A 13974-nucleotide genomic window follows, 5' to 3' on the forward strand; every position below is an offset into this window, starting at 1 on the left:
GAGATGCATGATGGTGGAAGCACGATGGAACGGCGTACGGATCGCCGATAGCGACGATACGGTCATCGTTGAGGGCAACCACTATTTCCCCGAGCAGAGCGTAGACACCGCACTCTTGCGACCGAGCGGCACGACGACGGTCTGCCCGTGGAAGGGAACGGCGCATTATTACAGCCTGCACGTCGCGGGCGCCGACAATCCCGAAGCCGCCTGGTATTACCCCGACCCCAAGCCCGAAGCGGAAAACATTCGCGGACGCATCGCCTTTTGGAAGGGGGTCACGGTCGGCTGACCTGGCTGCGCCGCAACGGCTGCGCGCGGCGTCACGAACCGGAACTTGGGCCGATGCGCTGGGTCGAACGTTGATCGTCACATGAAGACGATCCGCTTTCCGGACGGTACGACCGTTCCTGCGTTAGGCCAAGGCACCTGGATGATGGCGGAAGACCCCGCCCGCCGATCGGATGAGATCGCCGCGCTGCGCGAAGGGCTGTCGCTCGGCCTGAACCTGATCGATACCGCCGAGATGTATGCCGATGGCGAGTCCGAGCGGCTCGTCGGCGAGGCGATCGCGGGTGTCCGCGACGAGGTGTTCCTCGTCAGCAAGGCCTATCCCCAGAATGCCTCGCGCGACCGGCTCTCGCGAGCCTGCGAGGCGAGCCTCGAACGGCTCGGCACCGACCGGCTCGACCTGTACCTGCTGCATTGGCGCGGCAATGTTCCGCTCGCCGAGACGGTCGAGGCGATGGAGCGGCTGTTCGCGGCGGGCAAGATCCTGCGCTGGGGCGTCAGCAATCTCGACACCGACGACATGGAAGACCTCAATGCGAGTGGTGGCGAGAGGTGCCAGACCGACCAGATTCTCTACAATTTGACCCGACGCGGCCCGGAATATGATCTGATCCCGTGGCTCGCGCAGCATCACATGCCGGTCATGGCCTATAGCCCGGTCGAACAGGGTCGCCTGGTGGCGCATCCCGACCTTTCCGCCATGGCCGAGGAGCGCGACATCACGCCCGCGCAGCTCGCCCTCGCCTGGCTGCTGGCACGAGACGGCGTCTTGCCCATCCCCAAGGCCGGATCGGTCGCCCATGTGCGGGACAATCGCGCCGCGTTGGACATCACGCTGTCCGAAGCCGAGTTGCACCGCCTCGACACCCTCTTTCCGCCCCCACGCGGTCCCGAACCGCTCGCGATGCTCTAGCCGCGAATGTAATCGACGAACGCTCGCAGCGGCGGCGGCACCAAACGGCGGCCAGAATAATAGAGGAACGGGCCGGAGAAGGATTGCCACCAGTCGGGCAGCACCGCTTCGAGCGCGCCGCTCGCCAGTGCCGGCGCGAGCCAATCCTCGAACAGGTGGATGATCCCCCCGCCCGCCACCGCGACATCTACCAACAGATCCACCGCGCCAGCGACGCTCGCGATGATCGGGCCTTGCGGCTCGATCCGGACGATCTCGCCGTCGCGCTCGAACTCCCAGGGGCTGGTCAGCACGCCGCTAGTGAAGCGGCCGCGCAGGCAGGCGTGATCGAGCAGGTCGCGCGGGTGCGCCGGCCGGCCGCGCTCCTCAAGATAGGCCGGCGCCGCGGCGGTCGCGAAACGCTGAACCCGCGGACCGATCGGCACCGCGATCATGTCCTGCTCCAGCCGTTCGTCATAGCGGATGCCGGCATCGCAGCCCGACGCGACCATGTCGACAAGGATATCCTCCGCCATGATCTCGACCTGGATGTCGGGATAGGCGGCGAGGAAGCCGGGCAAAATCGACGGCAGCACCAGCCGCGCCGCGCTGACCGGTACGTTGAGCTTGAGCGTGCCCGCCGGCCGGTCGCGGAACAGGTTCACGACGTCGAGCGCCGCCTCCACCTCGCCCAGCGCTGGTGCCAGCCGCTCGATCAGCCGCGTCCCCGCCTCGGTCGGCACGACGCTGCGCGTGGTGCGATGGAGCAGCCGGACGCCCAACCGCGCTTCCAGCCGCCGCACCGCTTCGCTCAGCGTCGAGGCGCTCGACCCGACGGTCCGCGCCGCGTCGCGGAAGCCCCGCGCCTGCGCGACCGCCAGGAATGCGTTGAGATCGGCAAGGTCCGCCTTCATCGTTCGGTTTTCCGTACAGCCCGTACGGATCACTCCGGCTTATCGCGATGATCCGCAAGCCGTATCTCGGGGCCAGCACAGGAGAACAACGATGACGATCGATCAGGCAGGCACCTATTCCTTCGCCGGGCGCAACGTGAAGCGGCTCGGCTATGGCGCGATGCAGCTCGCCGGACCCGGCGTGTTCGGCCCGCCGCGCGACCATGATGCGGCGCTCGCCGTACTTCGCGCCGCTGTCGAGGCTGGGGTCAACCACATCGACACCAGCGACTTCTATGGCCCGCACGTCACCAACCGACTGATCCACGAAGCGCTGTCCCCCTACCCCGACGACCTGCTGATCGTCACCAAGATCGGTGCGCGGCGTGCTGACGATGCATCCTGGCTGCCCGCGTTCGCGGCGGACGAGCTGGCCCGCGCGGTCGAGGACAATCTGACGAACCTCGGGCTGGAGACGCTCGACGTCGTCAACCTGCGCCTGATGTTCGATGTCCACGGGCCCGCCGAGGGATCGCTCGCCGCGCCACTGAAGGCGGTGGCGGATCTCCAGCGCCAGGGGCTGGTGCGCCATATCGGGCTGAGCAACGTGACGCCGACACAGTTCGAGGAAGCCCGCGACATCGCCGAGATCATTGGCGTCCAGAACCAGTACAACCTCGCCCACCGCAACGACGATGCCTTTATCGACGCGCTGGCGGCGGAGGGTATCGCCTATGTCCCCTTCTTCCCGCTTGGCGGGTTCAGCCCGCTCCAGTCGGCGGCGCTCTCCGACGTAGCCGCGCGGCTCAAGGCCACGCCGATGCAGGTGGCGCTCGCCTGGCTGCTCCAGCGCTCGCCCAATATCCTGCTGATCCCAGGAACTTCGTCGGTGGCGCATCTCCACGAGAACCTCGCCGCGGCATCGCTGACGCTGCCCGAGGATGCAGTGGCCGAACTCAATGCGATCGGCGGGTAATCAGGCCGGTCGGTTGGTCAGCACCGCGTCGAGCAGGCCGGGAAAGCGCCGGTCGAATTCGGCGCGGCGCAGCGTGTTGATCATCTCGCGTCCGGCCTGTGTCGTCTCAATCAGTCCCGCCCCGCGCAGCAGCCTCAAGTGGTTGGACAGCGTACTTTTTGGGATGGACTCGCACGGCGCGGCATCGGTGCAGCTCAGCCGCTCGGTCGCGGCAAGCCGCGCCACCATGGCCAGCCGATTGGGATCGGCCAAGGCATGCAGCGCCAGATCGAGCGGAACGTCTTCCAGCCGGGGATGGGTGAAGCGGGCCATGCGCCAGATATAGGGGACAACAGTTAATTTAATAGTTCGGTATTATTGAACTGTAGAAGCGTCACCCCATCTCTCGCCTGCCGACAGCGCACGACGGCGTGATCGCCGGCCAGCATTTCTGGAGAATATATATGTCGATTCTGGGCAGGACAGCACTCGTCACCGGCGGATCGCGCGGCATCGGTTCGGCCATCGCCAAGCGGCTGGCGGCCGACGGCGCGACCGTGGCGATCACCTATGCCGGTAATAAGGCCGCCGCCGCCGCCACCGTGGCGGCGATCGAGAGTGCCGGCGGCACCGCCTTCGCCTTTCAGGCCGATGCCGCCGACCCCACTTCGCAGCGCGCGGGCGTCGAACAGGCCGCCGCTGCCCTGGGCGGGATCGACATCTTAGTCCACAATGCCGGTGTCGCGGAATTCTCCACGCTCGCCGAGGATACCGACGAAACCTACGACCGCCAGTTCGGCGTCAACGTGAAGGGCCTGCACGTCGGCACCCGCGCCGCCCTACCGCACCTGCACGATGGCGGCCGGATCATCCTGATCGGCAGCATCTCGGGCGAGATGGCCTTCCCCGCCACCACGGTCTACAGCGCGACCAAGGCCGCCGTCGCGGCGCTGGCGCGCGGCTGGGCCAAGGATCTCGCGTCGCGCAACATCCTGGTCAACACCGTGCAGCCCGGCCCGATCGACACCGACATGAACCCCGCGGATAGCGAATTCGCCGGACAGGTGCTGCAAGCGATCCCGCTCGGCCGCTACGGCAAGGTCGAGGAGATCGCGGGGGCAGTGGCGTTCCTCGCCGGACCGGATGCGAGCTACATCACCGGCACCACGCTCAACATCGATGGCGGTGCGACGGCCTGACGGGTAGCATCAGCGTGCCGACCGCGAGAGCCGGCACGCTGATGGCTTTACATGTCCGCCGCGGTCGGGCGGACTATGACCTCGTTGATGTCGACACCCTCGGGCTGCTCCAGCGCATAGCGAACCGCCCGCGCGATCGCATCCGGGGTCAGCGACTTCTTCCGCCATCCCGTCAGCGCCGTGGCCACTGCCGGATCGGTGATGTCGTGGCCCAGTTCGGTTGCGACGACACCCGGAGAGATCAGCGTCGACCGGATTTCGTCATGCTCCTGCCGCAACCCCTCGGTGATGGCGCGCACCGCATGCTTGGTGCCGCAATATACCGCAGCGGTGGGCATCACCATGTGCGCGGCGACCGAAGCGACGTTGACGATATGGCCGCCCTTTTGCGCCACGAACCGGGGCAACACTGCGGCGATGCCGTTGAGGACACCGTGGATATTGACGTCCACCATCCGTTTCCACTCGTCCCGCTTCAGCGCGGCGAGCGGCGACAGCGGCATCACGCCGGCATTGTTGACCAGCACGTCGACGCGCCCGAACCGCGCTTCGGCGGCTTCCACGAAGGCGTCGAAGTCGGTGCCGTCCGTCACGTCGAGCGTTCGCCACGCGACGGTTTCGCCCAGTTCCTCGGCCAGTGCCTGCAAACGATCCCCACGACGCGCGCCAATGAAGAGGCGCGCGCCGGTCGCCGTCAGTTCGCGCGCCGTCGCCTCGCCGATCCCGCTCGAAGCCCCGGTGATGAGGACGACCTTGTCAATGCTGGCTGTCATGATGCTTTCCTTGCCTTGAAGTGACAGCCAGCAAGATGATGCCGCAGCGTCGGCCAGCGGTAGAGCGATCGTCCTAACGCTTTGCACGATCCTCCAAAACCCGCCCTGCCCGCTTGCGCATGTCGACGGGCTGGCGGATGACGGTCGGCATGGACCGGATCACCGAACTTGCTGCCGTCATCGATCGTCATGTCACCGGATCAGGCATTTGCACGACCGCGATGCCGCATGTGTCACTGATCCGGGCCGATCAACCAAGCACCCCGACGCCGGCTGTCTACCAGGCATCGCTTTGCCTGATAGCCCAGGGATCGAAGCGCGTCTCGATCGGCGACCATAGTGTCGTCTACGACCCCGCGCATTATCTCCTAGTCTCTGTCGACCTCCCGCTGGTCGGCCATGTGATCGATGCCAGCCCCGACCGCCCGTATCTCTGCTGCAAGATCGACCTCGATCCCGCGATGCTGTCCGACCTGATGGTGGCGGAGGGCGGCGCTGTGCCGCACACCGACCTGCCGGTTCTAGGCGTCTACCCCAGCGACCCCGACCTGATCGACGCCGCATGCCGGCTGGTCGGACTGCTCGACCGGCCGGACACGATCCGCGCCCTGGCACCCCTGATCGAACGGGAAATCCTCTACCGGCTGCTCACGGGGCCGCACGGACCGATGCTTCGCCACCTCGTGACAGCAGGTAGTCACCTCAACCAGATCAGCCGCGCTATCGCCGCGATCCGTCGCCGGTTCGACGCGGCGATCCGCATCGACGAGGTGGCCGCCGAGGCGGGCATGAGCCCCTCCTCGCTCCATGCGCATTTCAAGGCGATCACGCGCATGACCCCGCTCGAATATCAAAAGCAGTTGCGCCTGCAGGAAGCGCGCCGGCTGATGCTGGTCGGCGGCGCTACCGCGGGCACGGCGGGCTTCGCGGTCGGCTATGAAAGCCCGTCGCAGTTCAGCCGCGAATATCGCCGCCTGTTCGGCGCACCGCCGCGCCAGGACATCGAACGGCTGCACACCGCCCCTTCGGCGGGGATCGCCCTCTGATTTTGACCGACGCTAGCAATGATTCATCGCGGTGGTTGCGCCGAATGAGGCGCTCCGCTGGCGTTTGTCGCCGCACAAGCAGAATGACCCATGTGTGGACGGCCCTCCGTTGGCAAGTACGAGCATTCGCCTAGCGTTGCTGGTTGGTGCGGCCATGTGTCCGACCTGTTGGTGCGGCGCATGGTGCCGCTGGCCGTAATGCCATTCGCGCGTCTCGGGTCCCGATCAATTCCGCGCACTCGAGGTGCTTGGGTCATTTTGGGTTTTCCCAATCCGGCGGTTCAACCGGCTTATTGCATTAGCTCCTGATCGCCCTTTCCAACCTCGTCAGGCGCGGTCGCCCGCGCCGTGTTCCTTATACCGCCAGCGGCTCACGATACCGCTCACCGCTGGCCATCATCGCCCAGATCATGCGCGCGTTCTTGTTGGCGAGCGCAACCGCGGCGACCTTGGCCTTGCGGCGGGCAAGCAGCTGTACGAGCCACGGCCGCTTGGCTCCGTTGCGTTCGGCGTAGCGCACCACCGCCATGGCGCCGACGATCAGCATCTGCCGCAGGTACTGATGCCCGGCCTTGGTGATGCCGCCGAGCCGCTCCTTGCCGCCGCTGGAGTTCTGCCGCGGCACCAAGCCGATCCACGCGGCGAGGTTGCGGCCTGAGCGGAAGATCGCAGGATCGGGAACGGTGGCGACGATGGCGCTGGCGAGCAGCGGCCCCACGCCGGGTATCTCCATCAGCCGACGGCCAAGCTCGGTCTTGCGTGCGCTCGCCAGGATGCGGCGGTCGTTCTCCAGGATCTGCTCCTTCACGATGCGCAGCTGAGCCGCCAGCATCTCCAGGCAGAACCGCGCATCGACCGGCACCCGCTCGTCCGTCGGGTCGGCGATGACGTCGAGGAGCTGCTCAATGCCGTTCCTGCCGATCGGTGCCGCGATCCCGAACTCGGCCAGGTGCGCCCGCATCGCGTTCGACAGCTGCGTCCGTTGGCGATTGAGGATTAGGCGAACACGATGCAGCATCATCGCGCTCTGCTGCTCAGGCGACTTGATGCCGACGAAGCGCATGGTCGGGCGGGTCACCGCCTCGCAGATCGCCTCGGCATCGGCTGCATCGTTCTTGCCGCGCTTGACGTACGGCTTCACGTACTGCGCCGGCATCAGCTTCACGTCGTGTCCGAGCGCCACCAGCTCGCGTGCCCAGTAGTGCGAGGTTGCGCACGCCTCGATGCCGATCAGACATGGCGGCAGCCTGGCGAAGAACTTCAACATGCGCCCGCGGGTCAGCCGCTGACGGATCACTGCTGTGCCCTCGGCATCAACGCCGTGCACCTGAAACACGTTCTTCGCGAGATCGAGGCCTATAGTCGTGACGTTCTCCATCGTAGCTCTCCCTTCCGACTCTCCGCAGATCATCCTGCGGGAGGGGTGGAGAGCCGTCCACGTCATCAATTACGGACACTCACAGCGTCTTGAGCGAACCCCGCAACTGACGGACCGTAGGCGATCGGCGCAACAGGCTTCGACGCCGCCGCACCCGCCGCCTTTTAGGCCTGCTCTGGATCGACCTTCCGGGCTTTGACCGACGGCGAAACCGATGTGAGCGCCATGCCAAATGCGACTCCCGCTATGGGCCTCACGGCCACTCGCCCCATTCGTCCTGCTTGGCGGAAAGTGTGAACGGCTTGGCGCCATGCTGCAAGGTTGGGCTCAGCTCGTCGATCGGCATCGCGGGGCGATGATTTGTACTAAGCCCAAATCTTGGCGCTCTCGCTGTCGAAGAAAGTGTACTCCGCCTCCGAACCCGACGTCAGCTTATGCTTGGCGAGCAGCCCGGCCAGAGACCTCAGCTTTGCAGAATCGGGCCTGTAAACGCCAAAGTAAAGATGCTTGACGTCGGATCCAAAAATGGCGCGGTAGATGTGCGCGTCGTTCTCATCCGCACTGTGGCCGTACACGAACATCGTCGCCGGATTGTTAACGAGCATCTCGTAGCAGTGGCGCAGATACGACACGGAGTTGATCTTTCGCATCTTCTGCATGCTCGAGCCCTCCGCAACGTAGACCGGGAAGCGGCGTCCCTTGGCGATGGCATCGGTGATCGTCGCAATCACGCCCGATCCGCAATCGATTGCCTTGTCGATCTCGCCGACGGGGTTCTGGAATAGATGCAGGCCACCGTGCAGGTTGTAGATGTGGCAGTACGCGTCCCCCCGGAATGGCCCGTGGAACGCGCCGTTGGTCTTTCCCAGCCCGAAGCCGTCCTTCAGGGCCGACTTCTCCAGGTTCACCCAATACAGAAGCAGATCGTAGTTCAGAGAGAAGACGGTCTGGAAGTTGGACAGGAAGGCAGAACTGCTGGAATACTTGACACCGAGATCCTCGCGATGCGCGGGATGCGTCGCATTCACAGCCTCGACGAGCGCCTCCCGCACCTTCTGCGCGTCCGCCTCGATCTCGGCGGCGTGTGCGTCGTTTCCATAGGCGCGTTCGACCACGATGGCGCCTTCAAGCGCCCGGACGACCGCCTCGAAGTCGACAGTACCAAGCGTGTCGAACAGGGTGCGGATCGCCGTCCCGGGGACGAGACCCGACTTGTCCAGCAGGTTGGCATAGCTGAAATACTCTGCGGAAAAGCCGTTGCCGATGAGCAGCGCCCGGTCTTCGCCGTCCGTGCGGTTCAGAGCTTCCTCGAAATCAATCACGCTAGGCATCGCAACTCCCAATCCGTCGACCAATACGGTCCAGCCGACGCCAAGGGCGATGCCGTCATCGCGCACGCGGCACAAACGTGATTTCCGCCGGTCCGCCTCGCGACGACCTAAGTCGTCGGATCTGGACTTGCGGCTTACACCAACCGTAATCGAAGCGGGCCGCTCAGTTCCACGAGCGATGTGGTCGCTTGAGGAACCGACCGCGCCACCCTACACCTCCCAAGGAATAAAGCACCAACAATCCGCGCTTGGACTACACTTTCCATCGACGGACAAAGGTGAGCGCTTTACTATCGGCATCACGGCACGCCGCTCGAGGAATCCGCGTTGGGAACCAATGTACCGCCACTGACGAAGCAAAAGCCGGATGGGACGACATACACGCGCCGAGAGGATGTCGAAGACACTCTTGAACGACTTGTCGGACTTCCGCGATTAGAGGTCATCGCCGCCTTGAAAATCCGCGATGCCCACTCGCCGCTCTATGTGCAGTCGGAATGCATAGTCCATCTGATCCGGGCAACACGATCCGACAACGATCAGGCCTATTTCGGCGAACTCTATCGCGAGCTGATGCGGAGGATCACGGCCGTGCTGCCGCGGGCCGAGGGAGAGCGCGCAGGCACGTCGGAGAACGTGCATGCCGCCGACGCCCGGGATCGCGTCCGCGACCTATTCAACGAGAAGGTGAGCGTCGATCGCAAGGAGGGGAGCTCCGATCTCGACTATTACGAAGTGATGTTCGCCGATGCCATAGCCGCGCTCCGGAAGACGGCCATGAGGCGCGCCACGCGGTCGGCGGCCCGGAGCGAACGCATCGAGGCCGCCGACGACGGCAGCGAGCCATCGCTGGCCGTGGAGAGGGCCGTGGGCAGCCTGGACCTGAAGCAGGAACTGCTCTCCGAGGATCCGATTTACCGGTCCCGCGTGATCGCGGCGATACAAGCTCTACCAGACAAGCAACGCAGAGTGATTGAGATGATCCTTCAGGAAATGCCAATCGACTCTTCAGACGAGAGTGTGATGACCATCCGCAAGATGATCGGGGTCTCTTCCGAGAAGACCGTCCGTAATCGACGCAACGCGGCGTTCGATACAATACGCCAAGCGCTCGGGATCGGATCAGGCGATGAGTAACCACAACAAACTGAGCGACGAAGACGTCCTGCTGGCGTTCGCGGTGGAGCCGGAGCACGACCGCGCGATCCTCGAACGTTACCTGAAGTCCCATCCGCATCTGGCCGACGATCTGATCGACCTATCGCTCGACATGCGGCTCCGGCGGGCGGGTGACGGCGCCAGCACACCCGTCGACGAGGCCTGGGTCGAGGAATCTTGGGCGGCGTTCCAGGCAACAATGGCCACCAATGCCGGTGCAGCCGTCGTCGATCCCTTCGAGACTGCATCAAGCGAGGATCTCGTCGCACTCCGCCGGACGCTGGGCGTGCCCAGTGGCGTCATCCAGGGGTTCAGCACGAGGCTGGTGGACATCGCGACGGTGCCGGCGTGGATCGTCGATGCCGTCGCACGAGGCGTCAGGACCAGCGTCGGCGATCTGCGGGCGTTCATGACCGCCGGGCCCCGACTCGCGACAGACCTAAGCTACAAGTCAGATGAGGCCCCCACTGCAGCCACCGCCAAGATCACCTTCGAGGCGCTGTTGGTCCAGTGCCGGGTGAAGGACGACAAGCGTCGCGAGCTCCTGGAAGACCGGGACTGAATCGGTGGACGCGGTCGAACTCGCACGTCAGCAGGCCGCTGCGCTCCATGCCCGAGCGGTGTCCGAGGGTGCCGACCCATGGTCGCCGATATCGATCGTCAATGCGGTCGCCTCGATGCGCTGCCTCGACAACGAGGCCGTCGAGCCGGGCAGCGAGATCCTGGCTGGCGGGCGGGCGCAGTTCGATCCGAAGGGACGGGCGATCCGCTACGAGGACGCAGGCTCGGACTTCGAAAAGGCGTTCCTCATCGGACACGAACTCGGTCACGCAACTTTAGGCGATGACCGCATTGAGCACGTTGCCAAGGACGTGGATCCGACGCGTTCGTCCGAGGCCGCGCCCGTCGGCGAGGATCGTGTCGTCGACTATAGCCGCCGGCAGCGACGCGAGATCCAGATGGACCTCTTCGGACGCGAGCTGATCCTCCCGCGCGCTCGCGCGAGGTCCCTCCACCTCGAGGGGATGACCGCGACGGAGATCGCCGACAGGCTGGGCGCACCGTTCGACGTCGTCGCCATGCAGCTGCTCGACGCCCTGCTGCTTCCAGAAATCCAGCCTCCCGCTGCGGACCCGGCCAAGAAGCCTCCGAAGCCTCTGAATCCGGAGCAGGTCGATGCCGCGCGGCATCGCGGTGCGCCCTATCTCCTCGAAGCCGGCCCCGGCACCGGCAAGACCCAGACGCTGGTCGGCCGTGTCGCCGGGCTCGTCGAGGAAGGCATCGATCCCACGGGCATCCTGGTGCTCACCTTCTCGAACAAGGCCGCGGGCGAGCTTTCCGAGCGGATCGCCTCCATACACCCCGACGCGGCGTCGGCGATGTGGATAGGCACCTTCCACGCCTTCGGCCTCGACATCGTCCGCCGCTACCACAAGCAGCTGGGCTTCGCCGCCGAACCCCGCATGATGGACCGCAGCGAGGCGATCGCGATCATGGAGAAGGAATACCTGGCGCTCTCCCTGACGCACCATCGCGAGATCATGAATCCGGCCAAGCCCCTGAGGGAGATGCTCGGCGCGATTTCGCGGGCCAAGGACGAGGTCGCCGAGCACGAGCGCTTCACCGAACTCGCCCAGGCGATGCTCGACCACGCCGTGGATCCCGACGCGCACATGGCGGCGCAGCGGTGCATCGAGGTCGGCCTAGTGTACCGCCGGTACGAGGAGCTGAAGCAGGCGGCCGGCGCGGTCGACTTCGGCGACCTTGTGTCGTTCCCCGTCAAGCTGCTCGACACCGATCCCGAGGCCGTGGCGGTTCTGCGCGGCAAGTACACCCATGTCCTCGTCGACGAATACCAGGACGTGAACCGCAGCAGCGTTAGGCTCCTTCAGCTACTGACCGACGGGGGCAGGAACCTCTGGGCCGTCGGTGACGCCCGGCAGGCGATATACAGGTTCCGCGGTGCGTCGTCGTCTAACATGTCGCGGTTTGCGACCGACGACTTCCCGGGCGCCACCGGCGGCAGGCTCCGGCTCAACTACCGGTCGACGCCGGAAATCGTCGATGCCTTCTCAGCGTTCGGGCAGGGCATGCGCGCCGGATCGAACGACGCGTCACTCGGCGCCAACCGTCCCGCAAGCGGACACAGCCCAGAGCACGTGACGTTCGGCGACAACGACGACGAGGCGGACGCGCTGGCGGACGAGATCGAGCGCCGGTCGGCGGACACTGCGTTCCGGGACCATGCCGTACTCTGCTCGGGCAACGACCGGCTAACCCGCATCGGACGCGAGCTCGAACGGCGCGGCATCCCGGTGCTCTACCTCGGCAACCTGTTCGAGCGGCCCGAGATAAAGGACCTGCTCTCCTTGCTTTCGCTGCTGGTCGACCGGCGCGCGATGGGGCTGGTCCGCAAACCGACGCTCTCCGGGCTGGCGACCGGGTTGTCCCTCTCCGGCGCCACGGCTGTCGTCCAGCACCTAGGCAAGACCGATGCGGAACCGCTTGCCTGGACCCAGACGACGTGGGCGCTGCCCGAGCTATCCCCTGCGGATGCCACATCGTTGCGGGCCATTATCGCCATGCTCGATGGCTTCGGGATCTCGTCGCGTCCGTGGCCTGTACTTGCGCGCATCCTCCTCGACCGCACGCGCACCGCCGCCTCGATCGCCACCGCAGACGATGTCGCCAGCCGAGCGATGGGGGTGGCGATCTGGCAGTTCATGGGCTTCCTCCGCGCGGAGCGCGCGGGCCCCGGCCTGCCGGTCCAGCGCATGCTCGACGGCATCCGCCTTCTCGTGCAGCTCGCCGACGAGCGCGACCTAAGGCAGCTGCCCCAGGCGGCGCAGGGCATCGACGCCGTCCGCCTGATGACCATCCACGGCAGCAAGGGACTCGAGTTCCCGGCGGTGCACGTCATGGGGCTCAACAAGAACAGCCTGCCTACATCCTCCGCCACCCGCCGACCCACCTGTCCCGTTCCGGACGGCATGATCACCGGGGGCGAAGGGAACGAGAGCGGCACCATGGCGCTCGCCGCGATCGACCACGACCTGGAGCAGGAATGCCTATTCTACGTCGCCGCCTCGCGCGCGAGGGACAGGCTGCTCCTCTACTCCGCGACTCGCACCGCCTCGTCCGGGATGGGATCACCCCGTAGACGGGACCCGTCGCCCTTCATCGCGCGTCTCGGCGTTAACAAGATGCGGGCGGCGACACCCCGCACCGACCGAACCACCGATCCCGAAGCCGAGCCGCTGCCCGTCCGCATCGGCCCGCCGATCCGGATCACCACCGCCCAGCTCCACCTCTATTCACGCTGTCGCCGGCGTTACCTCTACACCCATATCCTGGGCGTGGGCGGAAAGCGCACATCCACGACCATCACCAGCATGCATGACATCGTGCGCTCCGTGATCGAAGACATTGCCGGACGGCAGCCCAATGCCGGGTCCGCATCCGAAGCCGCCATCCTGCTGGATCGGCTCTGGTCGGAAGGGCCGCTCGCCGGCGACGAATACGCCATCCACCGCGAGATCGCGGGCCTGCTCGTCCAGCGCTTCGTCGACCTGCGCGCTGGCGGCACCCTGGCTGACCCGGTGACACTGGAGACGCGCATCGGGGACGACATCCTCATCGCGATCCCCGACGATCTCATAACGAACTCCTCCGGTCAGCGCATCGCCAGGATGGTGAGAACCGGGCATCGGTCCTCGAAGACGGGGGAGGATATGGCGGACGCGGCCTTCCAGATCGCCGCCGCCGCATCTCTTCCGGGCTGCACCGCCGAGATCATCCATCTCGGTGACTCCAATCCCACCACGCGGGTCACGTTCGATCACAAGGGATTGGTTAAGCAGACGGAAAAGCTTTCGAAGGCCCTCACCGCAATCGGCGAAGGCCGGTTCGAGGCCGACCGCTCCGACCGCACATGCCCCTTCTGCCCGGCCTTCTTCACCTGTGGTCCGATCGTGGACGGCAGCCTGCAAAAAAGTTCCTGACCGGAATTACCGGTCAGGCCGCGCTGCCGGGATTGACCCTGTGAGACCGACGCAATC

The 13974-nt window shown here is 65.6% G+C and carries 13 protein-coding genes; 8 read left to right on the top strand and 5 right to left on the bottom strand.

The features are described from left to right. Nucleotides 1-10 precede the first annotated feature (10 nt). Both ABIC44_RS09595 and ABIC44_RS09600 read left to right on the top strand, forming a co-directional pair. Complete coding sequence (locus ABIC44_RS09595; RefSeq protein ID WP_354295186.1) at nt 11-292, top strand: DUF427 domain-containing protein; 282 nt, start codon at nt 11-13, stop codon at nt 290-292. Between the two features lie 81 nt (nt 293-373). Beyond that, nucleotides 374-1204: an aldo/keto reductase gene (locus tag ABIC44_RS09600; protein WP_354295113.1), complete on the top strand. Its 831-nt coding sequence runs from the start codon at nt 374-376 to the stop codon at nt 1202-1204. Here the strand turns inward: ABIC44_RS09600 and ABIC44_RS09605 are convergent. Then, complete coding sequence (locus tag ABIC44_RS09605; RefSeq protein WP_354295114.1) at nt 1201-2097, bottom strand: LysR family transcriptional regulator; 897 nt, start codon at nt 2095-2097, stop codon at nt 1201-1203. The two genes, ABIC44_RS09600 and ABIC44_RS09605, sit on opposite strands and share 4 nt — an antisense overlap. A 91-nt stretch (nt 2098-2188) precedes the next feature. Between ABIC44_RS09605 and ABIC44_RS09610 the strand changes: the two genes are divergently transcribed. Next, entirely contained in the window at nt 2189-3052 is an 864-nt protein-coding gene (locus tag ABIC44_RS09610) for an aldo/keto reductase family oxidoreductase (protein WP_354295116.1), read from the top strand. On the opposite strand, the gene ABIC44_RS09615 is transcribed toward ABIC44_RS09610, so the two are convergent. Next, nucleotides 3053-3364 (bottom strand): ArsR/SmtB family transcription factor, encoded by a 312-nt coding sequence (locus ABIC44_RS09615; protein ID WP_058717012.1) that lies wholly within the window; start codon nt 3362-3364, stop codon nt 3053-3055. 131 nt (nt 3365-3495) lie between these two features. Between ABIC44_RS09615 and ABIC44_RS09620 the strand changes: the two genes are divergently transcribed. Further along, nucleotides 3496-4230, top strand: a complete 735-nt coding sequence (locus tag ABIC44_RS09620; protein WP_193754645.1) for an SDR family oxidoreductase — start codon at nt 3496-3498, stop codon at nt 4228-4230. 47 nt (nt 4231-4277) lie between these two features. Here ABIC44_RS09620 and ABIC44_RS09625 read toward each other — a convergent pair whose 3' ends face one another. Continuing rightward, on the bottom strand, nt 4278-5003 hold the full coding sequence (locus ABIC44_RS09625) for an SDR family oxidoreductase (RefSeq protein ID WP_354295118.1): 726 nt from the start codon (nt 5001-5003) through the stop codon (nt 4278-4280). A 149-nt stretch (nt 5004-5152) separates the two neighbouring features. Between ABIC44_RS09625 and ABIC44_RS09630 the strand changes: the two genes are divergently transcribed. Further along, nucleotides 5153-6049, top strand: coding sequence for an AraC family transcriptional regulator (locus tag ABIC44_RS09630; protein WP_058717066.1), 897 nt, complete (start codon nt 5153-5155; stop codon nt 6047-6049). 355 nt (nt 6050-6404) lie between these two features. Here the strand turns inward: ABIC44_RS09630 and ABIC44_RS09635 are convergent, their stop codons facing one another. Beyond that, the gene (locus ABIC44_RS09635; RefSeq protein WP_354295119.1) at nt 6405-7427 is read right to left on the bottom strand and encodes an IS110 family RNA-guided transposase; all 1023 of its coding nucleotides are present in this window, start codon (nt 7425-7427) and stop codon (nt 6405-6407) included. A gap of 365 nt (nt 7428-7792) precedes the next feature. Continuing rightward, on the bottom strand, nt 7793-8824 hold the full coding sequence (locus tag ABIC44_RS09640) for a DUF4917 family protein (RefSeq protein ID WP_354295120.1): 1032 nt from the start codon (nt 8822-8824) through the stop codon (nt 7793-7795). Nucleotides 8825-9085: 261 nt separating this feature from the next. Between ABIC44_RS09640 and ABIC44_RS09645 the strand changes: the two genes are divergently transcribed. From ABIC44_RS09645 to ABIC44_RS09655, 3 genes are read left to right on the top strand one after another with little or no spacing between them, the layout of a single operon-like run. After that, entirely contained in the window at nt 9086-9895 is an 810-nt protein-coding gene (locus ABIC44_RS09645; RefSeq protein ID WP_354295121.1) for an RNA polymerase sigma factor, read from the top strand. Beyond that, on the top strand, nt 9888-10478 hold the full coding sequence (locus ABIC44_RS09650; protein ID WP_354295123.1) for a hypothetical protein: 591 nt from the start codon (nt 9888-9890) through the stop codon (nt 10476-10478). The genes ABIC44_RS09645 and ABIC44_RS09650 overlap by 8 nt, the downstream gene beginning before the upstream one ends. 4 nt (nt 10479-10482) lie before the next feature. After that, nucleotides 10483-13917: a UvrD-helicase domain-containing protein gene (locus ABIC44_RS09655; protein WP_354295125.1), complete on the top strand. Its 3435-nt coding sequence runs from the start codon at nt 10483-10485 to the stop codon at nt 13915-13917. Nucleotides 13918-13974: the final 57 nt, after the last annotated feature.

Source organism: Sphingomonas sp. 1185, from assembly GCF_040544655.1.
In the GTDB taxonomy this organism is placed as follows: Bacteria; Pseudomonadota; Alphaproteobacteria; order Sphingomonadales; family Sphingomonadaceae; genus Sphingomonas.

Coding starts and splice junctions, on each gene's coding strand:
- ABIC44_RS09650 (WP_354295123.1), top strand. CDS start 9,888: ATGAGTAACCACAACAAACTGAGCGACGAAGACGTCCTGCTGGCGTTC.
- ABIC44_RS09605 (WP_354295114.1), bottom strand. CDS start 2,097: ATGAAGGCGGACCTTGCCGATCTCAACGCATTCCTGGCGGTCGCGCAG.
- ABIC44_RS09630 (WP_058717066.1), top strand. CDS start 5,153: ATGGACCGGATCACCGAACTTGCTGCCGTCATCGATCGTCATGTCACC.
- ABIC44_RS09595 (WP_354295186.1), top strand. CDS start 11: ATGGTGGAAGCACGATGGAACGGCGTACGGATCGCCGATAGCGACGAT.
- ABIC44_RS09625 (WP_354295118.1), bottom strand. CDS start 5,003: ATGACAGCCAGCATTGACAAGGTCGTCCTCATCACCGGGGCTTCGAGC.
- ABIC44_RS09620 (WP_193754645.1), top strand. CDS start 3,496: ATGTCGATTCTGGGCAGGACAGCACTCGTCACCGGCGGATCGCGCGGC.
- ABIC44_RS09600 (WP_354295113.1), top strand. CDS start 374: ATGAAGACGATCCGCTTTCCGGACGGTACGACCGTTCCTGCGTTAGGC.
- ABIC44_RS09635 (WP_354295119.1), bottom strand. CDS start 7,427: ATGGAGAACGTCACGACTATAGGCCTCGATCTCGCGAAGAACGTGTTT.
- ABIC44_RS09610 (WP_354295116.1), top strand. CDS start 2,189: ATGACGATCGATCAGGCAGGCACCTATTCCTTCGCCGGGCGCAACGTG.
- ABIC44_RS09615 (WP_058717012.1), bottom strand. CDS start 3,364: ATGGCCCGCTTCACCCATCCCCGGCTGGAAGACGTTCCGCTCGATCTG.